General features: G+C 66.7%; 13 protein-coding genes. 6 read left to right on the forward strand and 7 right to left on the reverse strand.

Annotation, left to right across the window (positions count from 1 at the left end):
- Window positions 1-226 precede the first annotated feature (226 nt).
- The gene (locus J1C49_RS19240) at window positions 227-1,984 is read right to left on the reverse strand and encodes a CAP domain-containing protein (protein ID WP_227447464.1); all 1,758 of its coding nucleotides are present in this window, start codon (window positions 1,982-1,984) and stop codon (window positions 227-229) included.
- A 342-nt stretch (window positions 1,985-2,326) separates the two neighbouring features.
- Between J1C49_RS19240 and J1C49_RS19245 the strand changes: the two genes are divergently transcribed.
- Complete coding sequence (locus J1C49_RS19245; protein ID WP_227447465.1) at window positions 2,327-3,739, forward strand: phosphomannomutase; 1,413 nt, start codon at window positions 2,327-2,329, stop codon at window positions 3,737-3,739.
- 146 nt (window positions 3,740-3,885) lie between these two features.
- Here the strand turns inward: J1C49_RS19245 and J1C49_RS21850 are convergent, their stop codons facing one another.
- The 5 genes from J1C49_RS21850 to J1C49_RS19275 all read right to left on the reverse strand — a co-directional run bounded on the left by J1C49_RS21850 (window position 3,886) and on the right by J1C49_RS19275 (window position 12,298).
- A complete protein-coding gene (locus tag J1C49_RS21850) occupies window positions 3,886-5,994 on the reverse strand; it encodes a calcium-binding protein (protein ID WP_304522456.1) in 2,109 nt (702 codons plus the stop codon).
- A gap of 418 nt (window positions 5,995-6,412) precedes the next feature.
- On the reverse strand, window positions 6,413-8,602 hold the full coding sequence (locus J1C49_RS19260) for a calcium-binding protein (protein WP_227447466.1): 2,190 nt from the start codon (window positions 8,600-8,602) through the stop codon (window positions 6,413-6,415).
- 435 nt (window positions 8,603-9,037) lie between these two features.
- Window positions 9,038-9,331 carry a hypothetical protein gene (locus J1C49_RS19265; protein WP_227447467.1) on the reverse strand — a complete coding sequence of 98 codons (294 nt, stop codon included), beginning with the start codon at window positions 9,329-9,331 and terminating at the stop codon, window positions 9,038-9,040.
- 109 nt (window positions 9,332-9,440) lie between these two features.
- Window positions 9,441-10,148: a YjbF family lipoprotein gene (locus tag J1C49_RS19270; RefSeq protein WP_227447468.1), complete on the reverse strand. Its 708-nt coding sequence runs from the start codon at window positions 10,146-10,148 to the stop codon at window positions 9,441-9,443.
- A complete protein-coding gene (locus tag J1C49_RS19275; protein ID WP_227447469.1) occupies window positions 10,127-12,298 on the reverse strand; it encodes a YjbH domain-containing protein in 2,172 nt (723 codons plus the stop codon). Before J1C49_RS19275 ends, J1C49_RS19270 begins: the two co-directional genes overlap by 22 nt.
- A gap of 340 nt (window positions 12,299-12,638) precedes the next feature.
- Between J1C49_RS19275 and J1C49_RS19280 the strand changes: the two genes are divergently transcribed.
- A complete protein-coding gene (locus J1C49_RS19280) occupies window positions 12,639-14,051 on the forward strand; it encodes a mannose-1-phosphate guanylyltransferase/mannose-6-phosphate isomerase (protein WP_227447470.1) in 1,413 nt (470 codons plus the stop codon).
- A 247-nt stretch (window positions 14,052-14,298) separates the two neighbouring features.
- Window positions 14,299-14,529, forward strand: a complete 231-nt coding sequence (locus J1C49_RS19285; RefSeq protein ID WP_227447471.1) for a hypothetical protein — start codon at window positions 14,299-14,301, stop codon at window positions 14,527-14,529.
- Between the two features lie 144 nt (window positions 14,530-14,673).
- Here J1C49_RS19285 and J1C49_RS19290 read toward each other — a convergent pair whose 3' ends face one another.
- Window positions 14,674-16,830 carry a polysaccharide biosynthesis tyrosine autokinase gene (locus J1C49_RS19290; protein WP_227447472.1) on the reverse strand — a complete coding sequence of 719 codons (2,157 nt, stop codon included), beginning with the start codon at window positions 16,828-16,830 and terminating at the stop codon, window positions 14,674-14,676.
- A gap of 376 nt (window positions 16,831-17,206) precedes the next feature.
- Here J1C49_RS19290 and kdsA point away from each other — a divergent pair, with 376 nt between their 5' ends.
- The 3 genes from kdsA (at window position 17,207) to J1C49_RS19305 (ending at window position 20,304) form a co-directional block, all read left to right on the forward strand.
- Entirely contained in the window at window positions 17,207-18,040 is an 834-nt protein-coding gene (kdsA, locus tag J1C49_RS19295; RefSeq protein WP_227447473.1) for a 3-deoxy-8-phosphooctulonate synthase, read from the forward strand.
- Window positions 18,041-18,112: 72 nt separating this feature from the next.
- Window positions 18,113-18,766 carry a DUF998 domain-containing protein gene (locus J1C49_RS19300; RefSeq protein WP_227447474.1) on the forward strand — a complete coding sequence of 218 codons (654 nt, stop codon included), beginning with the start codon at window positions 18,113-18,115 and terminating at the stop codon, window positions 18,764-18,766.
- A gap of 215 nt (window positions 18,767-18,981) precedes the next feature.
- Window positions 18,982-20,304: a UDP-glucose/GDP-mannose dehydrogenase family protein gene (locus tag J1C49_RS19305; protein ID WP_227447475.1), complete on the forward strand. Its 1,323-nt coding sequence runs from the start codon at window positions 18,982-18,984 to the stop codon at window positions 20,302-20,304.
- Window positions 20,305-20,495 lie beyond the last annotated feature (191 nt).

Here is a 20,495-nt window from a genome sequence, read left to right on the forward strand (position 1 = left end):
AGATGCAAGCCGCTGGTCGGGGATGGGGGCGCTGCCCCCGTCTTTGCAGGCAAAGACTCCCCCGGAGTATTGCGGGACAGAAGAAACCGGGATGCGGCCCTCAGGCAGGCCATGGCGCGCTTGTGGGCGTCGCAGGAGGGGGCCTGTGCGGCCCGGGTCTCCGGGGTTGGCCGGTTGCTGGCGGGAGGTTGGCCGGGGCGGCGCGCGCCCCGGCGATCCCTGTGTCTCAGAGGAAGCTGATATCGTCGGCGATCTGGCTGAACTGGGTGATGCCGTTCAGCGTGATGCTGTCGCCATTGCCGAAATCGAGCCGCAGGTCTCCATCCGCGTCGCGCCGGACGGCGCCTTGCACATCGCTCAGATCCGGCGTCCCCTCAAACAGGTTGGCGTTGAGCACAAGCCTGTCGGTGCCGGCCTGGAAGTCGAGCACCGTGTCGCGCCCGCCGCCGGCGTTGAAGACAAAGCTGTCCGCCCCGGTGCCGCCAAAGAGCACGTCGTTTCCGGCGCCGCCATTGAGCCGGTCCATGCCCGCATTGCCGGCCAGCGTGTCGTCGCCGGTGCCGCCAAGCAGCGTGTCCGCGCCGTTTCCCGCGGCGAGGCTGTCATGGCCCGCGCCCCCGTCGAGGCTGTCGGACCCCATGCCGCCATCGAGCGTGTCGTCGCCGGCCCCGCCATTCAGCGTGTCATTGCCGAAATTGCCTTCGAGACTGTCATTGCCGTCCCCGCCCATGGCATGGTCGTACCCGTCCCGGCCCAGAAGCGTGTCATTGCCTGCGCCGCCGGACATCACGTCCCATCCGATGCCGCCTTGCAGCGCGTCATTGCCTGCACCGCCCGTCATCTCGTCATTGCCGGCATTGCCGAGCAGCACGTCATGGCCGTCGCCGCCTTCGAGCGTGTCCCAGCCATTGGCACCGCCCAGCGTGTCGTTGCCCGTGCCGCCATAGACCCGGTCGAACCCGTAGCCGGCATCCACCGTGTCATGGCCGGCGCCCGCCTCGACGGTGTCATTGCCGCCGCGGGCCATGACGGTGTCATTGCCGGCGCCGCCGGTGAAGCTCTCGTTGCGGCCTTCGCCGGACAGGGAGCGGCCCGGTTCGGAGGGTTCGGGATCGGGCTCCGGGGGCGGTGCGGCATCGCCGGCCTCGGCATCCACCTTGACGTTGGCCCCGGCCATGGTCACCGTCGTGGTGACCACCCCGTCGAGCCCGCCGCCGGAGAAGGTCAGCGTGTAGCTGCCGTCCGGCAGCACCATCTGGTAACCGCCGGAGCTCCAGCTCGTGGTGGTGAAGGTGCCGGCATCGCCTTCGGCGGTCACGGTGACGCCGCCCATGCCTTCGCCCCGGTCGTAGAAATCGTCGTTATCCGCGTCATCGATCACCACGCCCAGAAGCTGCGGGTCGTAATCCCAGCGGTTGCCGAAATGCTGTGTGGTCAGGTAGGGGCCGGTGGAGGAGCCGGGGCCGTCTTCCATCTGTGACAGGCCGACCTCGGTGAATACATTCGACAGGATCGTGTTGCGGTGTCCGGCGGGATCCTGGATCCCGGTGGGGCCGGCGCCCCAGTCGATATAGAACCCCGCATGTCCGTGGAGCACATTCTCCACATAGGCGAAGATGTTCTCCGCCACGCGCTGGAAACCGGTATAGCCCGCGTCGATCACCCGGTCGCCGAGACCCGGCTCGCCGGGGAGGTTGTGCGACTGCCGGTCATGTTCGATCATCAGCAGCGTATGGGTGTCGGCGCTGTCGGCCAGGGCAAAGGACCACGCCACGGGCGCGACCGCGTCATAGCCGTTCAGCTGCTCGCGGAGCAGGTCCATATCGGTGTCGAAATACTGCAGCGCATTGGTGATGTCGCCATTGGCCCCTCTTTGTCGGGAGGCATTGGAGACCAGTTCGTCATATTCTCCGGCGGGATCCTGTCTGGATCGGTTGATGAGTTCGAGGTAAAGCTGTTCTTCGGCTGTGGGCAGCGTTGGCATTTGTGGTCCTTCGGGCTATCCGCGGCGAGCAGACGCGCGGACCCGGTCCGGGGCAGATCGGACCGGTCGTTGACTGTTTCACACCTGCCGGCATTCTGACCGGGCTGACCGCGGCGCCTCCGGAGCGGCGCAGTGCTTTGGCATGACGTCATCAGTGACACGACAATGTGGCCGGGTTTTGGGAAGAAGGCGGCGAAACAGGATCGGGATCCGGGCCGTTGCGGGGGTATTTGATGCAAATCCGGCGCGTTGCGGAGGCGCCGGAACACAGGCCCTGCCGGGGCGTCGATCGCGGGCCGGGTCTGGCGCCCGGGACGTGGAAAAAACAGGAAAGGACAGACCATGGCGCCGAAATTCGGGACCAGCGGATTGCGTGGTCTGGTGGTGGAACTGACCGACGCATTGGTGGCCGATTACACGCGCGCCTTTCTCGATGCCTGCCCTCAAGGTGCCACATTGTGCCTGGGGCGCGATCTGCGCCCCTCCTCGGCGGGAATCGCGGATGTGGTCTGCGAGGCCGCACGGGCGGCAGGTATGGATGTGGTCGATTGCGGCGCGCTGCCGACCCCGGCGCTGGCGCTGGAGGCGGCGCGGCGCGGGGCAGGGGCCGTCATGGTCACCGGCAGCCATATTCCCGCCGATCGCAACGGGCTGAAGTTCTACACCCCCGCAGGCGAGATCGGCAAAGGCGACGAGGCGGCGATCCTTGATGCGTTGGGCGCGGGCCGGGCGCCGGACGGGCCGGTGCGCGGCAGGGGGCGCGGCAGGATGCTGGCTGCACCCGGCGCGGGGGCGGCCTGGGTGGCGCGCTATGCTGGGGCCTTCGGGCCGGCCGCGCTCTCGGGGCTGCGGATCGGGATCTACCAGCACAGTTCCGTGGCGCGCGACCTGATGGTGGCGGCGGTGCAGGCGCTTGGCGCGGTTGCGGTGCCGCTGGCGCGGTCGGAAACCTTCATCCCGGTCGACACCGAGGCGCTTGACCCGGAGACCGGCGCGACGCTGGCGGGCTGGGTCGGCGCGCACGGGCTGGACGCGGTGATCTCGACCGATGGCGATGCGGACCGGCCGATGCTGGCCTTGTCCACGGGGCGGGTGATCCCCGGCGACCTGCTTGGGGCGCTCACGGCGCGTGCGCTGGAGGCCACGGTGATCGTGACGCCGGTTTCGGCCAATTCGCTGATCGAGGACCTGGAGGGGGTCACGCAGGTGCACCGCACGAAGATCGGATCCCCTTACGTGATTGCCGCGATGGAGGATGCGCTGGCCGCCGATCCCGATGCCCGCGTGGTGGGGTTCGAGCCCAATGGCGGCTTCCTGCTTGGTTTCGCGGCGCAGGGGCCTGAGGGGCCGTTGGCGCCTCTGATGACGCGTGATTGCCTGCTGCCGATGCTGGCGCCCCTGGTGGCGGCGCGGAACATGGCGGGCGGGCTTTCAGCGCTGGTTGCGGGATTGCCGCCGGTCTTCACCGCGGCCGACCGGCTGCAGGGGATCGCGCCGGAGGTTTCGCGGGCGTTTATCGCGACGCTGACCGGGGATGCGGCGGCGCGGGCGGCATTTTTCGAGGCGGGGGGCGCCGAGGACGGGCTGGATCTGACCGATGGGCTGCGGGTGCGCTTTGCGGGGGGGGCTGTGGTGCATCTGCGCCCGTCGGGCAATGCGCCGGAGCTGCGCTGCTATGCGGAGGCGGGCTCACCGGAGGCCGCGGCGGATCTGGTGGCGCGGCATCTGGACCGGGTGCGCGCGCGGTTGGGGTGAGCGGGTGAGGGGCGCTGCCCCGTCGCAGTAAACTGCGACTCCCCGGGATATTTCTGGCCCAAAGAAACCGGGTTGGGGCGCGCAGGTCGGGGCGTGTGGGGGCCGGGTCGTGTGGAGGGCGGGGTGTGTAAAGGGCGGGGGCCGTCTCAGGCAAAGTCGAAATCGGCGGCGGTCAGGGTGACGGTGCCGCCGGCACCCGACAGGAGGATCTGATCGGCGCCGCCCGCATCGACCACCAGGTCGCTTCCCAGAACCGAGATCGTCAGATCGGAGAATTGCGTCACCGTCGTCGCCGGGCCGAAGTCGATGATGTCGCTGCCATCCTCGAAATCATTGATCGTATCGCTGCCCCACCCATCCTCGAACACGAACTGGTCGGCGCCCCCGCCCCCGATCAGCGTGTCGTCGCCGGTGCCGCCATGGATCATGTCGCCCGCATCGCCGCCATCGAGATAATCCGGCCCGTCATGGCCATACAGCCGGTTGCCGGCGGCGGTGCCGACGATGCGGTCATTGAAAGCGGTGCCCGCCGCGCGTTCGATGGAAATCAGCGTATCGCCGGTGGCATGGCCGCCCGCCGCGTAGCCCGATCCGAGATTGATCACCACGCGGGCCGGGGACTGGCCGAAATCGGCGGTGTCGGCGCCGGAGCCGCCATTGAGCGTATCGGCGCCCGGGCCGCTGATCAGCGTGTCCTCGCCGCTTTCGCCGCGCATCTCGTTTTCGCCGGCAGTGGCGGACAGGCGATTGGCCTCGCTGCTGCCCACGAGCACATCGTCAAAGGGGGACCCCGCAAGGTTTTCGACACTGGTGGCGCGATCGCCTTCGGCATCGTTATTGGCAAAGAAATTGGCGCCGAGATTGACCACCACGCGGCCCGGGGACAGCGCATAGCTGAGGCTGTCCGAGCCGCTGCCGCCGTTCATCGTGTCGGCCCCCGGCCCGCCGAGGAAGTGGTCGTCCCCGGCATTGCCATTGAGCAGGTTGGCATCCGGGCCGCCGTCCAGCGTGTCATCGCCGGAGCCGCCGTCCAGCGTGTCGGTGCCCGGGCCGCCATCGAGCGTATCCGCATCGGCGCCACCATGCAGCCAGTCGTCGCCCTCCTGCCCGGCGAGGTCGTCCATGCCGGTGCTGCCGAAGATCTTGTCATTGCCGGCATTGCCCAGGATCGTGTCGTCGCCGAGGAACCCGAACAAGGCGTTGTCGCCCACATTGCCGGTGATGCGGTTGTCATTGCCATTGCCGGCGCCGCGATCGTCCCCGACCCCGAGCAGGGTCAGATATTCGATGTCGAAATCCAGGATGTAATAGCCATCCTCGGCAAAAACCGTGTCGATGCCCTGTGCGCTCTGTTCGGAGATCACCACGCTGTCGCCGCGGACATAGAAGGTGTCATTGCCGTCGCCGCCGAACACCGTGCCATGCAGGAGGCCGTCGCGGGTGTCGAAGATATCCGACCCGCCGCCGAGCCGGATATCGCCGACGAGCGTGCCGGTATTGGTCAGCCGGTCGGCGCCGTCATTGAGCGCCACGGCAAAGCTGTCCTGTCCGGTGATCACCCCGCTGTTGGTGACCGTGATGGCGCCATCGTCGTTGAACTCCACCCCGAAAGCCCTGCCGGTGATCGTGCCGGAATTGGTGACCTGCGCCGTGCCGCCATCGCCCTGGTCGATGCTGATGGCGGTGTCGTCGGTGGAGGTGATGGCCCCGCTGTTGACGAGGGTGACGGTGCCGACCCCGGTGGTGGCGGTGAAGAGATCGACCGTGATGCCGGGCGCCATGATCTCGCCGTGATTGACCAGGCTGGTGCTGCCGATCCCGGCATCGGTAAAGATCGCTTCGCCCTGCCGGGCGTGGATGAGACCGCTGTTGTAGAGGTCGATCGTCAGCGCGCCATCGGAATCGGTCACCTCGACGGCGCGGTCCGAGGAGGAATGGATCGTGCCCTCGTTGGTGAGGGAAAAGATCGAGGACAGATCCGCATCGATCACGCCGGCGAGGGGGTTTTCCGCGGTGACATAGCCGCCCCGGCCCACCGCCATCGTCAGGACGGAGCCATTGGCATCCACCGCCGATGCGCCGCCGTTATAGCTGCCCAGAAACCCCATCACCGTGAGCGTGTTGCTCCCGCTTGTCGTGGTGACCGCGTCCTGACCGGAGACCGCCAGCGTGCCATTGGCGGTGATCAGGCCGAATTCGCTGCTGTTCAGGCTGCGCGCGGCGCTTGAGAAGGTATCGAGGGCGAAATCTGCCATGCTTTCTCTCCAGCGGGAAAATTTCCCATTTAAGAAATGGATTCTGTGGCCTCCGCGCCGGTCACGCGGTCAAACCCTGGCCCCACTGTGACCCAGCGCCGCGGGTCAGACAAGGCAAGCGCGATTTGAAAGCCGTAATCACAACCTGTGGCATGTTCCGGCCAGCCTGCCAGCCAGCCAGCCTGTTGCACCCGAATGGCGGGCGGCGGCCCTTGAGGGCGACCGGGTGCGGCGCTCCCACCGGGGGCGCGGCGCAGGATGGCGGGGGACCGGAAAAGCGCGCAGGGCGCAGGGCGGCAGGCCGCCCCGGCACAAAAAAGGCAGGGCAGGGGGCTCCTGCTCTGCCGGTCTCGATGCGGCGGGACCACCGGCCTGCCGCAGGGGGCGCGCGGCAGGCCTGCCGCCGCGCGCGCATGGCTTATTCGAAGAGGAAATCCGCCGCGGTCAGGGTCACGGAGCCATTGGCACCCAAGAGGCGGATGTCATCCACGCCGCCGATATCCACCAGCAGGTCTGAACCGTCGACGCCGATATTCACATCGCTGATGTCGTTGATGCCCGGCAGATCGAGGAAACGGATGATGTCGGTGCCATCTTCGAAATCGTTGATCGTGTCATTGCCGAAGGCCGTGATCTCGAAGATGAACTGATCCGCGCCGGTATCGCCTTGCAACTCGTCATTGCCCGGCCCGCCATAAAGCAGATCGCCCGCGCCCTCGCCGCGCAGCTCGTCATCACCCGAGCCGCCAAAGAGCCGGTTGCCGCCCGAGGTGCCGACCAGCACGTCGTTGAAGTTCGAGCCCACGAGGCGCTCGATGGAGATCAGCTCGTCGCCGGTGGCATAGCCCTGATCGGCAAAATTGGCGGACAGGTTGACCAGAACGCGTGACGAGCTGTCGGAGTAATCGGCGGTATCCGCGCCGCTTTCCCCGTTCAGGATGTCGCCGTCAAAGCCGCCCTGGAGCGTGTCTTCGCCGGAGCCGCCGCGCAGCTCGTCCTCGCCAGTCTGGCCGTAGATGACGTTGGCGCTTGAGTTGCCCACCAGCACGTCGTCAAAATTCGAGCCGCGCAGGTTCTCGACTCCGGTGGCACTGTCGCCTTCGGCATCGTTGTTGGCAAAGAAATTGGCACCGAGATTGATCACCACGCGGCCCGGGGAGCCGCCATAGGAGATCTCGTCGATGCCCGGTCCGCCGACCAGCCGGTCCGCGCCGCCATCGCCAGCGAGAAGGTCGTTGCCCGACCCGCCTTCGAGCGTCTCATCGCCCTCGTTGCCGAGCAGCAGGTCGTCGCCCTGATCGCCGCGCCCGATGCCGCCTTCGAACTGGCCGGAATTGCCGGTGCGGATGGTGTCATTGCCGGTGCCGCCTTCGACCGTGTCGAAGCCGTCATTGCCGACCAGGCTGTCATCGCCGCCGCCGCCATGGATCCAGTCATTGCCATCGCCGCCGTTGACGGTGTCTGCGCTGGCCCCGCCAAAGATCTTGTCGTCGCCGCCCAGCCCGGTGAGCGTGTCTTCACCCCCAAAGCCGAACAGCGCGTTGTCACCATTGTTGCCGGTGATCGAGTTGGCGCCCGAGTTGCCTGCGCCGCGCGTGTCGCTGATGCCTTCCAGGACAAGGCTTTCGAAGTAAAGCGGCAGCACGAAGCCGCTATCGGCGCGAACGATGTCAAAGGCGCCGCCGGATATGGTTTCGGAGACGGCCTGGGTCTCTTCACCGACAAGATAGGTGTCGCTGTCATCGCCGCCAAAGATCGTGCCGCGGACTTCACCGTCGCGGGTGTCGATCGTGTCGCTGCCTGACCCGGTATCGATGTCACCGACAATCAGGCCGGTATTGGTGATGACGTCGTCGCCGGCCTCGCTTTCCACCGCGATCCCGAGATTGGAGATCAGCGTGCCGGTATTGACCAGTTCGATAGGGCCCGCATCGGCGAAATCGATGGCGTTTTCGTCGCCGATGATCGTACCGGAATTGAAAAAGGTTGACGCAAAGGCGCCGAAGCTGCCCACGCCCTGATCGACCAAGAACGCATCATCGGAGTTGGAGGTCACGATGCCGGTGTTGATCACATCCACCGTGCCTGTGGCATCGAAGGTGCGGAAGAGCTGAACCGCTTCGCCGGTTGAATAGATGTTGCCCGCATTGTTGAAATCGATTGGTCCGTCACCGCTGTCGACATACACCGCCTCGCCGGTGTTGGACCGGATCGAGCCTTCGTTGTAGATGTTGACGCTCACGGCATCGTCGGTATCGTTGACTTCGATGGCCCGGTCATTCGAACTGTAGATCGTGCCTTCGTTGAACAACGTGAAAGAGGTTGTCACGTCGATATCGAGCACGCCGTTCGATGGATTCTCGGCGGTGACATAGCCATTCGGGCCAATCGCCATCTCGAAGACGGAGCCGCCCGCATCGACCGCGGAAAACCCGCCGTCATAGCCATTCAGAAAGCCCAGGACCGTGAGCCAGTTGGTGCCGGATGTTGCGGTAACCGCATCGGCCCCGTCGACGGAAATTCCGCCATTCGGCCCGATGAACCCCATCTCGGAGCCATTGAGCGTCTGTCCGACCGTGCTGAACCCGGTGAAGGTGAAATTTGCCATTTTCTGTTCTCCCTTTGATGGAAACGGCTCTGAACAATTCGGATAAAGGCTGCAAAACTGGGGGTCTCGCGGCCGGATCGTTGTAAAATCACCAACAATTTTCCCGATTTCTGACGCTTGGACAAGTCAGGTATTCCGGTCAGCCCGATATCGGCGCACGCAAACGCCCGGAAGGCGGCACCGGTTCTGCGCCGGTCTTCTGTGTCACGGGTGGCTGGCGCGCGCCTGAGCGGTTCGGATGGCGGGCGGGGGCCACAGGCGACGCCCCTTTTCGTGTGGACCGGGCAGATCATGGCGCGCGGCAGCGACCCGTGACAGGGCGCACAGGCACAAAAAAACGGGCCTGAAACCAGGCCCGCATGACACACCTGCACAGGTGTGAGCCGGAGTCGAAGCGCGCTGTGACCAGCCGGCGGTGCCGGGCCGCCCGTCCGTTCAGAAGCCGCCGAAGCCGTTGGTTTGTGACGCGGAGCCGCCGCCACCGCCGCTGCCACCGCTGCTTGCGGCCATGGCACCGGCTACGGCAAGCGCGCCGAGCGCCGGGGCAAGCGTGCCGAGCGCCAGACCCGTCCCCGCGCCCAGGATGAGCGCGCCGGGGCAATCATCATCGGTGGTTTCGGTCGCGCCGTCATCGTCGCAGTCGTCCTCGGGTTCCTGCTGAGCATAAGCTGCGGAACTGATTGTGAGCGCGCCTGCGGCGATCAATGCCAGAAAACGGGAATACGTCATGACAATTCTCCAGAAGGATGGAACATGCATAGGACATGAAGGCCGTTCGAACAAGAAATTTGGTATCGCGCCCTGCCGGACCATCCCGTCAAGCGGGCCAGCGCGGGCGTCACTCGCCGGTCAGTCGTTCGATGACGATGGTCCCGACATCGGGCCCGACCCATTGGCGGGTCTTGCGCAGCTGGCCATTCGCCCCGATCCAGTAGCGGTTCTCGAAGGTCCGGTCCGGCCCGGAACAGGATTCGTCGAAGCGCGTGGTGGCAAATCCGCCCACGGCGGTTTCGGCGGTGTCCGGCCCGGCGCGGGTGATATCGCAGACCAGCGCGCGGATCGTGACCTGGTCCGTGCCGTCGAGATAGCGATGGATCCGGATCACGCGGGTTGGCCCGCCGGCATAGAGCGCGGCCTCCACATCGGCGATATCGGCGCTCAGCAGGTCGCCGCCCAGCCCGCGTGTGGCGCTCAGGATGCCGCGCCTGATGCGGATCGACACGCCATCGCCGCTGGCCCATGTGGCATGCCCGTTATTGGCGCCGACCCATCTGGCGAGCGCCTCTGCGCCGCGCTCGGGCAGCGCGATCAGGATCACGGGCTGGTTCAGCGCGGCCACCGCCTCCGGCGTGATCTGTGCGCGCAGCGACGGTCCAGCCGGAGCCCGGGCGGCCCCGATCCGGCTCAGCGCATCGGCCAGCGGCCCGCCCCCTTGCCCTGCGGCACAGCCCGCCAGAAGCCCCAGCATAAGCAGAGCCGCCGCCATCCGGACGACCCCGCGCCGCGGCCTGTCGCAATGCCCCGTCATCGCCAGAACCGCCCCCATTGTTCCTGCATCGCGGGGCGGTGGAAGTCGCGCACCCCCTCGTAGAGCCGCCCGGCCACGTCGAGCCGCGCGCCGCCATCGCGCTGCACCGGGCGCAGCACGCGGTTGATCCCCCGATCCGAGCTGCGCCCGGTCAGCGCGGCAAAGGGCACCTCGAAGCGGAGCCCCTTGTCGAAGGAGCCTTCGCCGAAATCATCGAAGGGCACGTCGGTCAGCGTGGCAAAGACCCCGACCTTGATGCCATTGCCGAACCGCCGGTCGACCGCAAAGGTCGCCCCCCAGTCGCCGGCAAGATAGCGCCCCGCGTCGACCCGGTAATCGAAGCCCCCCGCGCCCGCGTAATAGGCCGAGACATGGCCGGTCATGACGCCGTAATCCTGAAAGCCGAAGCGCTGGTCGAAATCGCGCTGCTGGGCGTAGTTGATCTCCACGCCGAAGGCGAGCCGGCTGGTCACCGGTTTCCAGAGCAGTTCCGTCGACAGCCCGCCATACATCGGTTCGAGATAGCCCAGCGTCACCCGGCCATAAAGATCGGGGCCGGGGCGGAAATACTGCGCCGCGGTCAGCCGGCTGAGAGCCAGGCCGTCGCTTTCGCGGGCATAGATCGGGGCATCGGTGCGCACCCGGCGTATCTTGCTGTCCGAAGGGGGCAGGTCTTCGGCGCCGTCATCGCTGAGCTGGCCACGGAGCGCCCCGGCAAAGACAAGTCCCGGACGGGGCTCGTAGCGCGCGCTCAGTTCCAGCCCGTAATCGAGCCGAACCGGGCTGTCAGGGTCGAAATAGCTCGCCGTCAGGTAGGGCGCGAGGCTCCAGTCGAATTTCGGAAAGGTGCCCTCGGGAAAGGCCAGCGTCCGGTCCACCGGCCAGGCGTCCGAGAAGGCCGCGCGCGCATAGCTCTGCCAGGCGCCGTCAGGGGCGGTTTCCAGTTCTTCGAGATCGCTGCGGCTCAGCGTGATCGCCGAGGCCGGCAGGCCGGTGCCGGTGGTGGGAATGATCACGAAGGTCTCGACCGAGGCGGGCAGGCTGCGGGTCAGGATGCGCGCGACACGCCCCAGCGCCTGCGCGGCCACGGTTTGCTGGCCGGTGCGCACGCGCAGCGTGGCGGTGTCTGCGCTCACCGCCATGGCCTCGAGCATCATGCCTTCGGCGGCCAGAAGCGTGGCGGTGGTGGTGCGCGCGGCCCCGGGCCGGGTGCGATCCTGCGTCCAGCCCAGATCGGCGGCCGCCCCGGGGGGGCGCGGCTGCACCGGGACGGGGGCGGGATCGACGCCGCCGGGGAAGCGGTTGGGGCGCTTGGGATTGAAATTGTAGCTCAGCTGCACACCGAGGGTGGAGCCGTAGAGCCAGGCCGCCGAGAGGTCGAGCCCACGGCGGGTGCGCCAGGTCACCCCGAGATTGACCGGCGAGCGGTGCACGAAGCCGATATCGGCATCCTCTTCGAAGCGGTAATCGTCGGAAGAATATTCCGCCGAGAGCACCAGCCGGTCACTCACCGCGTATTGCAGCCCGGCAAAGAAGGCCGCATCGCCCCGGAACCAGTGGTCGGTGCGCAGATCCCCGTTCACGTTGAGCCCGTCGCGCCGGTCGGGGCGGGTGTCGAAGCGGTCGGAGAGAACACCCAGCGGATTGTCGATACCGTTGAACGTGCCGAGGCGCCCCCAGCCGAGTCCGGCGGTGGCCTTCAGCCGCCCGAAACTCTTGGTGGCGGCGATATATTCCGCCGAGCTGATCCCGGTGCCCCAGATATCCTGCAGGCCGATGGCAATGGCCGGGCGGGTCGCGGTTTCGGTGGCCAGCTGGTAGCGCAGGTCGAAGCTGCGGTCATAAAGGTTGGGAAAACTGCTCGACGAGGGCAGCCCGTAATAGATCGCGTAGCGGAACACGCCCGAAAGCCGCGGGGCGATCTGGAAGTGCAGCGCGTGGCGCTGGACCTCGCCGACGCGACCGACGGTGAAGCTGAGCATGCCGTCCGGCATGGCCTCGCCGGAGGGCATGTCGACAAGGCCGGGCACCCCCATGAAGCCCAGAACCGGGCGGTCCCACGGGGTGTCGGCCTTGGCGCCGGCGGCTGTTGTGACCAGAAAGGCGCTGAGCACAAGACCGGCCAGGCCGGCAAGACGGCTGGAGGTTTTCGGACATGACCGACGCAAGCAACCCCCTCCCCAAAACGATGGCCCGGCGCGGATCCAGCCCGGGCAGCAGCATGAAAATCCCCGTATTACATGACCGATTCCGCCCCTGAAGGAAACCACATGTTGTGGTGCGGACGCGTTGGGCGGAACATCCTGTTCACCGGCTGTGCGCCCGGTGGGCATCGGAGAGGAAAGGGGGCGGGCGATAAACCGCAAAAAAGCCCCAGAAGCGGCCTTGGTTTGCCCGGCGCGCGCGATAGGCTGCTCCCGGACGTGGCTCCGGCGCCCGCCCGCAGGCGCCTGACGGCGCGCGCGATCGGCCAGACGGGGACCAGTTGCCGTTGCAAGGAGGGACTTTATGATTACGCCGGTGATTTTATGCGGTGGCTCGGGCTCCCGGCTCTGGCCGTTGTCGCGCAAGTCCTATCCCAAGCAGTTTTCCGACCTGATCGGGACCGACACGCTGTTCCAGGCCTCCGCGCGGCGGGTGTCGGGGGCGGCGTTCACCCCGCCGCTGATCGTGACGGGTGAGGATTTCCGTTTTATCGTGGGCGACCAGCTTGCCGCCTGCGGGATCACGCCGCTGGCGACGCTGGTGGAGCCGGAGGGGCGCAACACCGCCCCGGCGATCCTGGCCGCCGCCCTGCACCTTGCGCGCAGCGATCCCGGCGCGATGATGCTGGTGCTGCCGTCGGATCACCACATCCCTGACCGCGACGGGTTCGTGAGCACCGTGATGCAGGGGCTGGAGGCGGCGCAGGCGGGTCATCTCGTGACATTCGGGATCACGCCGGACCGGGCGGAGACCGGCTATGGCTATCTCGAACTCGATGCGGCGGGGGCGACCGGCCCCGTGCCGCTCAGACGCTTCGTGGAAAAACCCTGTGCCGCGCGCGCCGCCGAGATGGTGGCGGATGGGCGGCACCTGTGGAATGCAGGGATCTTCCTGTTTTCGGTGCAGGCGATCCTTGCGGCCTTCGAGGCCCATGCGCCGCAGATGATCGCGCCGGTGTCGCGCGCGGTCGAGGCAGAGGAGCCGGACCTGGGCTTCCTGCGGCTGGAGGCGCAGGCCTGGGCCGAGGCGGATGACATCTCGATCGATTACGCGGTGATGGAGCGCTCCGAGACGCTCGTGGCGGTGCCGTTTGGCGCGCATTGGTCCGATCTGGGCGAATGGACATCGGTCGCCCGCGAGATGGGACCCGATGCGGATGGCAATGCCACCCATGGCGCGGTCGAGTGCCTCGACTGCACCGGCACGCTGATGCGGTCGGAGGCCGAGGGGCTGACGGTTGTGGGGCTTGGACTGGAGGACATCATCACCGTGGCGATGCCCGACGCGGTGCTGGTGGCCCACAAGAGCCGCGCGCAGGACGTCAAGCAGGCGGTCTCGGTGCTCAAGGACAAGGGTGCCCGGCAGGCAGAGACCTTCACCCGCGATCACCGGCCCTGGGGCTGGTTCGAGAGCCTTGCGATGGGGCCGCGGTTTCAGGTCAAGCGGATCGTGGTCAAGCCGGGCGCGGCGCTGTCGCTGCAAAGCCATCACCACCGGTCCGAGCACTGGATCGTGGTGGAGGGCACCGCGAAGGTGACGGTGGATGAAGAGGTGCGGCTGGTGACCGAGAACGAGAGCATCTACATCCCGCTCGGGGCGGTGCACCGGATGGAAAACCCCGGCAAGGTGCCGATGGTGCTGATCGAGGTGCAGACCGGGATCTATCTCGGGGAAGACGATATCGTGCGCTACGAGGACATCTACGCGCGCAAGTGAGGCCGGGCGCGCCGGGGCCTCGTTTCGGGGGCCCCTGAGCCGTCATGCGGCCTTGCGATGCTGGCCGGGTATCCCGGTGCCGCCCTGATCCGCAGGGCGCGGGCAGACCGCCGGGGACAGGAAAAAACGGGATGCGGACGGGATTTCGCGCCAGACTGTGAAGCGCTTCACAGAAGCCGGGCGCGGGGTCGGGCAAAACCGGGTCATGGGCCGAGCGGCCCGTCCTCAAACACCCGGAGATACCCAGATGACCTTCCAGATCCAGACGCCCGCCCCCGCATCCCCGATTGCCGCCGCCGGTCTTGCCGTCCGGGATGTGTTCGCCGGTCTTGCCTATGGCATGCGCGTGCTGAGCACCTATCGCGCGACGCGGGCGCGCCGCACGCTGACCGCGTCCCATTTGCGCGATATCGGGCTGACCCCGGGCGAGGCCGCGCGTGTGACCATCCGCGACTACCCCACCCAGTATCACCACTGAGCATGGCGGGCCCCGGGCCTTGTCCGGGAGCCTGCCCGGGCCCGTGGGCGCGGTGCGCGGCGCGGGCGACCGGGCGATCCGCGCCGGGCTGTTCCGGGCGCACGTGCATGGGTGTGCGGTGCTGCGGACGGGGCCCCGGCGCTGTCAGGTATAGGATTTGTAGCCGTAGTAATTGTAGCCGCCATAGCCGTATTTCTGCATCCGGCGGATATTGACCTGCGACAGCACGAGGCCGGTGACCGGGCGCCCGACGGAGGCAAACTCGCGCAGGCCTTCCTGCACCACCGCCTTGGGGGTGTTGTCCCAGAGCACGCAATAGACAATGGCATCCGCCACCGCGCCCAGAACGCGCGCATCGGGCACGACACGCACGGGGGGCGTGTCGAGGATGATCATGTCATATGTCTCGCGGGCCTGTTCCATCAGGGCCTTGAACCCGTTCGAAGAGAACAGATCGACGCTGTTGCCGCCGGTTTCCCCGGCCATGAGGATGTCGAACCCGTCCTTGACCGGGGTGATGGCTTCTTCGAGCGTCGTCTGCCCCGCCAGAACGGTGGTGATCCCGCCCTTGGGGTTGATGTCGAAATAGAAGTTCAGGCTCTTGCGGCGGGTGTCGCAATCAATGAGCAGGACCCGCCGCTCGATGGCGGCCAGGTTCTGTGACAGGCCGATCGACAGGGTGGTCTTGCCCTCTCCGGGCAGGGACGAGGTGAACAGGATCACCTTGGGCGGGTTGTCCACGTTGGACATCAGGATCGAGGTCCTGAGATTGCGCAGCGATTCCACCGCCGGAGAGGTCGGCTGGTTGCGCAGGTAGTCCAGAAGCTGGTCGCGCTTGCGGATCTCCATCCGCGGCACCTGTGCCAGAACGCCGACACCGACCTGGTGTTCGAGCTCTTCGACGGTGCGGAACCGGGTGTTGGTCAGCTCGCGCAGGAGCACGATCGCCGTGCCGAGGATCGTGCCGAGCACCACCCCCATGAAAAGCAGCATCATCCGCCGCGGCGCGACCGGGTAGCCGGGGATCGCCTCCGAGAGCACGCGGCTGTCGGCGCTTTGCAGGCCGATCTGGATGGTGGTTTCCTTCAGCCGGGCGAGGAACGTGTCGTAAAGCACCTGCAGCGCGAGCACCTCGCGTTCCTCCTGCTCGATCCGGATCAGGTCCTCGCTTTGCTGGCGGGTCTCTTCGAGCAGCCGGTCATAGGAAGTCTGCAGCGCGGCGCGTTGCGCCTCGCTGCGGTTCAGGGCGCTTTCGCGCTCCGCAAGCAGCCGCGCGACACGGGCGTCAAAGGCGGTTCGGGCCGAGGTGCTGCCGTTGCGGATGTCGTTCATCAGGCGGTTCAGGATCGGGTCGTCCAGCGCCAGAACGATCTCCTCCGGCGTGCCCGTGGCGGTGGTGCGCAAGCTGTCCAGCGCCGCCTGAAGCCGGTCGCGGTTTTCCTCTTCGTTCAGCAGCCGGTCGCGCATGTCCTTGGCGCGGATGCCCATGCCTTCCAGCGTCTCGCTGCTGATGAGCGTGCTCTGGGCGCGCAGATCGCGCAGGGCGCTTTCGCGTTCGCGCAGTTCGATCTCGAGCTCGGAGACCCGGTCCGACAGCCATTCCACGGCGTATTGCGTGGCCTCGAACTTGGTGTTGATCTGGTTCTCGAGATAGACCTCGGCCAGCGTATTGGCCAGAAGGGCGGATTTCTCCCGCGAGGCGGTGGTGGCGGTGATCTGCAGGATATAGGTGTCGAATTTTGCCGAGGCCCGGATGCTGGCGCCGACCCGGCTCTCGACGCCAAAGCGGATGCGGTCCTCTTCGCTGAGTTCGCTGCCGCCGGACTCTTCGGCCGCCTGCGGGGCCTCTTCGCTCCTGGGAATGACGCGGCGCACCATCTGCGCAATGGCGTTCACGGCGATGCCGACCGAGAAGCGCGGCGGTTCCCGCAGGGAGCCGTTGAATTCGGGATCCGACATGAGGTCCAGCCGGTCCACCAGGTCCGAGATCGTCTTGCGCGAGGTGATGATCTCCAGCTCGGTATTGATCGCCTGATCGTCCAGGGAATTGCCCGACAGCACGCTTTCGATATCGACCACGAGATTGTCGCGCGCTTCAAGCACCAGATCGGTGGTGGCGGCATAGCGGTCCTCGGCCACCGCGAAGGCGTAATAGCCGAAGATCATCATCGTCATGAAGGCCACGCCGGCGATGAAGAACTTGCTCGCCCAGAGCGCGCGCAGCACCGAGGAGAGGTCGATCTCCTGAACCGCGGGGCCGGTGCCTGCCGTATCCGGTTTGCTGGGCGTGTTCATCTGCATGGGCGGGACTTTTTCATGGGGTGTTACGGCGGGGTCCGGAGCGGTGTGGTCGTTCGGGCGGGGCGATCGGAGGGCGCTGTGGCCTGGACGGGCGACCCCGGCAACGGGGCTTCGCGGTTGCAGGGGCGAGACCGGTCTGGTCTCTTCGGGTGAACGCTTTGCGGTCGGGGCGGTCTTTACCGCGGGTCGTGGCCATGGGTCTGTCTGCCGGCCTGACGGTTCTGTTTTGTGCGATCCGGCGGCGCAAAGGTCAAGCCTGCAGGGCCGGGCTGGCCTGGAATGCCGCATCCGAGGCGACGGTCGGCGCTCGTCGGGGCGCATCGGCTTTGCGCGCCGGCGCCGGGCCTGCTAAGCGACGCGCATGAAGGAGACCCCCATGCTCAGCCCGGACACCAGAGACATCACCATCGCCGACATCACCGTGGGAGGTGCGGCGCCCATCGCGCTGATCACCGGGCCGTGCCAGCTCGAAAGCCTCGATCACGCGCGGATGATGGCCGAGAAGATCGCCGAGGCCTGTGCGCCGACGGGCACGCGCTTTGTCTTCAAGGCGAGCTATGACAAGGCCAACCGCTCTTCCATCGGCACCGAGCGGGGTCTGGGGATGGAGAAAGGCCTCGAGATCCTCGCCCGCATCAAGGCCGAGTTCGGCGTGCCTGTGCTCACGGATGTGCATGAGCCCTCGCATTGCGCCCCTGCGGCTGAGGTCTGCGATATCCTGCAAATTCCCGCCTTCCTGTGCCGCCAGACCGACCTTCTGCTGGCGGCAGGCGAGACAGGGGCTGCGATCAACGTCAAGAAAGGCCAGTTCCTCGCGCCCTGGGACATGGGCAATGTGGCTGCCAAGATCGCCTCCACCGGCAATGAGCGCATCCTGCTCTGCGACCGGGGCACGAGCTTTGGCTACAACACGCTGGTCTCGGATTTCCGCGGCCTGCCGATCATGGCCGCCACGGGCTATCCGGTGGTGTTCGACGCCACCCATTCGGTGCAGCAGCCCGGCGGGCAGGGCGCGACATCGGGCGGGCAGCGCGAGTTTGCCCCGGTGCTGGCGCGCGCGGCCTGTGCGGTGGGGGTGTCGATGCTGTTCATCGAGACGCATCAGGACCCTGACACTGCGCCCTCCGACGGGCCGAACATGATCCCCGTCGACCAGATGGCCGGGCTGATTGCCGATCTGCGCGCCTTCGATGCGCTGGCCAAGCGCTGACGCGGCGCGCGGGGAACCCTGATGCCGCCGAGCGGTTGATCCCGCAGAACCGCACAAGGATCGAGGCTCCGCATGACGCTTTCCCAGCACGGCATTTCCGTCACCTCCCGTGGGCCGGTTCCGGCTGCGCTGCGCCCGGAATTGCTGGTGTTTTGCGGCATTCTTGGCCTGCTGGGCTCTTTTGTGCCCATTGTCCTCAACATCGTTGCCTCGGGCGTGGCCGAGCATGACGTCGTTGCCGACACGATCAGCGACCTTGGCCGTGGGCCGCATCAGATCATCATGGATACCGGTTTTTACATCTGCGCGGCGGGGCTGATCGCGCTGTCGATTGCCGCAGCCCATGCCCATCTGGGCGGGGTCTGGTGGTCCGTGGGGATCTTTGCGCTGGCGCTGACCGCGCTGTTTGTGGTGCTTCTGGGGGTCTGGGACACGTTCGGCAATGGCGATGACCTGTCGGTCCATACGCGGCTGACCTTTGCGCTCGGGCCGCTCTATGCGGTCGGGCCGCTGGTGATGGCGCCGCGCATCGGGCGCATCGATCCGCGCCTGCGCTGGATGTTCTGCGTGGCAGCGGGTCTTTGGGTTGTGTTCGCCGCATGGTTCAAGCTGGCGCCCGACGGGATCGACGGCCTGCTTGAAAAGATTGCCATTCTCGCCACGCTGCTCTGGACGGTGCCGCTGTCGCTGGTCTTTTTGCACATTGCGCGCCGCGAGACAGGCTGATCGGGGCCGCGCACGCCCACGGTGGTCCTGCGCCGCTGGCACGCGGTGGTCCTGCGCCGCTGGCACGCGGTGGTCCTGTGCCGCTGGCACAAGGCGGTCCTGTGCCGCCGCCGCCCTGCGCGCCCCATTGCCGCTTGTGGCCTGACGGGGTTTTTGACAAGACGCTGCACAACGGGGCACATGATCCGCCCCGGCGCAGGAAAGGACCTTGAGCGATGAAGATTGCAATGATCGGAACCGGCTATGTCGGCCTTGTCTCGGGGGTGTGTTTTTCGGATTTCGGCCATGAGGTGGTCTGTGTCGACAAGGACCCGCGCAAGATTCGCCTGCTTGAAGCGGGCGAGGTGCCGATCTACGAGCCGGGGCTCGATGCGCTCATGGCGCGCAACGTGGAGGCCGGGCGGCTGAGCTTTACCGGCGATCTGGCCACAGCCATCGACGGGGCGGATGCGATCTTCATTGCCGTGGGCACACCGACGCGGCGCGGCGACGGGCATGCGGATCTCACTTACGTGATGGCCGCCGCCGAGGAGATTGCGCGCGCCGCGAAGGACTACGTGGTGATCGTCACCAAATCCACCGTGCCGGTGGGCACCAATGCCGCCGTGCGCGACGTGGTGGCCCGCACCAATCCGGATCTCGATTTCGACGTGGCGAGCAACCCCGAGTTCCTGCGCGAGGGTGCTGCGATCGACGATTTCATGAAGCCCGACCGCGTGGTTGTGGGTGTCGAGACCGAGCGCGCCGCACAGGTCATGGCCGAGATCTACCGCCCGCTTTACCTGCGTGATTTTCCCATCGTGACCACCGATCTCGAAAGCGCCGAGATGATCAAATACGCCGCCAACGCGTTTCTGGCGACCAAGATCACCTTCATCAACGAGATCGCGGCTTTGTGCGAAAAGGTCGGCGCGGATGTCAAACAGGTCTCCAAGGGGATGGGGCTCGACGGGCGCATCGGCAACAAGTTCCTGCATGCCGGCCCGGGCTATGGCGGGTCGTGTTTTCCGAAGGATACCAAGGCGCTGGCCCGGATCGGACAGGATCACGCCAGCCCGATGCAGATCACCGAAGCCGTGATCGCCGTCAACGAGCAGATCAAGCGGCGGATGATCGACAAGCTGTCGGATCTGTGCGGGGGCACGTTTAACGGCAAGCGCGTGGCGGTGCTCGGGGTGACGTTCAAGCCCAACACCGACGACATGCGCGACGCGCCGTCGCTGACCATCGTGCCAGCACTTGTGGGCGGTGGCGCGAAGGTGACGGTCTGCGACCCGCAGGGCCTGCGCGAGGGTGAGGCGCTTTTGCCGGGGGTGACCTGGGTGGAAGATGCCTATGCGGCGGCCGAGGGCGCGGATCTGCTGGTCATCCTGACCGAGTGGAACGAGTTCCGCGCGCTGGACCTGAGCCGGATTGCGGGCGCGATGGCGACGCCGCACATGGCCGATCTGCGCAACATCTACGCGGCCAGCGACGCGGAAGCGGCGGGCTTTGCCGCCTATGACAGCATCGGCCGCGCGGGGTATGGGGTGGCTTGAGACCCCGGGCGGTTCCGGGCGCGTGGCATCCATGCGGGCCGCAGTAGACCCTTGAGCGTGTCGCGCAGCACCCGTCCTGATGGCGGGCCTTGACCGCGCCCCGCGATCGAGTTCCACGTTTCCACGTTTCCACGTTTCCACGTTTCCACGTTTCCACGTTTCCACGTTTCCACGTTTCCACGTTTCCACGT

Source organism: Cognatishimia sp. F0-27 (assembly GCF_020667845.1).
GTDB lineage: Bacteria > Pseudomonadota > Alphaproteobacteria > Rhodobacterales > Rhodobacteraceae > JAFMPQ01.

Bases quoted from the DNA above. Each gene is read 5' to 3' on its own strand.
- kdsA (WP_227447473.1), top strand. From the start codon at position 17,207: ATGCTCAGCCCGGACACCAGAGACATCACCATCGCCGACATCACCGTG.
- J1C49_RS19290 (WP_227447472.1), bottom strand. From the start codon at position 16,830: ATGCAGATGAACACGCCCAGCAAACCGGATACGGCAGGCACCGGCCCC.
- J1C49_RS19260 (WP_227447466.1), bottom strand. From the start codon at position 8,602: ATGGCAAATTTCACCTTCACCGGGTTCAGCACGGTCGGACAGACGCTC.
- J1C49_RS21850 (WP_304522456.1), bottom strand. From the start codon at position 5,994: ATGGCAGATTTCGCCCTCGATACCTTCTCAAGCGCCGCGCGCAGCCTG.
- J1C49_RS19300 (WP_227447474.1), top strand. From the start codon at position 18,113: ATGACGCTTTCCCAGCACGGCATTTCCGTCACCTCCCGTGGGCCGGTT.
- J1C49_RS19245 (WP_227447465.1), top strand. From the start codon at position 2,327: ATGGCGCCGAAATTCGGGACCAGCGGATTGCGTGGTCTGGTGGTGGAA.
- J1C49_RS19270 (WP_227447468.1), bottom strand. From the start codon at position 10,148: ATGGGGGCGGTTCTGGCGATGACGGGGCATTGCGACAGGCCGCGGCGC.
- J1C49_RS19280 (WP_227447470.1), top strand. From the start codon at position 12,639: ATGATTACGCCGGTGATTTTATGCGGTGGCTCGGGCTCCCGGCTCTGG.
- J1C49_RS19305 (WP_227447475.1), top strand. From the start codon at position 18,982: ATGAAGATTGCAATGATCGGAACCGGCTATGTCGGCCTTGTCTCGGGG.
- J1C49_RS19240 (WP_227447464.1), bottom strand. From the start codon at position 1,984: ATGCCAACGCTGCCCACAGCCGAAGAACAGCTTTACCTCGAACTCATC.
- J1C49_RS19285 (WP_227447471.1), top strand. From the start codon at position 14,299: ATGACCTTCCAGATCCAGACGCCCGCCCCCGCATCCCCGATTGCCGCC.
- J1C49_RS19265 (WP_227447467.1), bottom strand. From the start codon at position 9,331: ATGACGTATTCCCGTTTTCTGGCATTGATCGCCGCAGGCGCGCTCACA.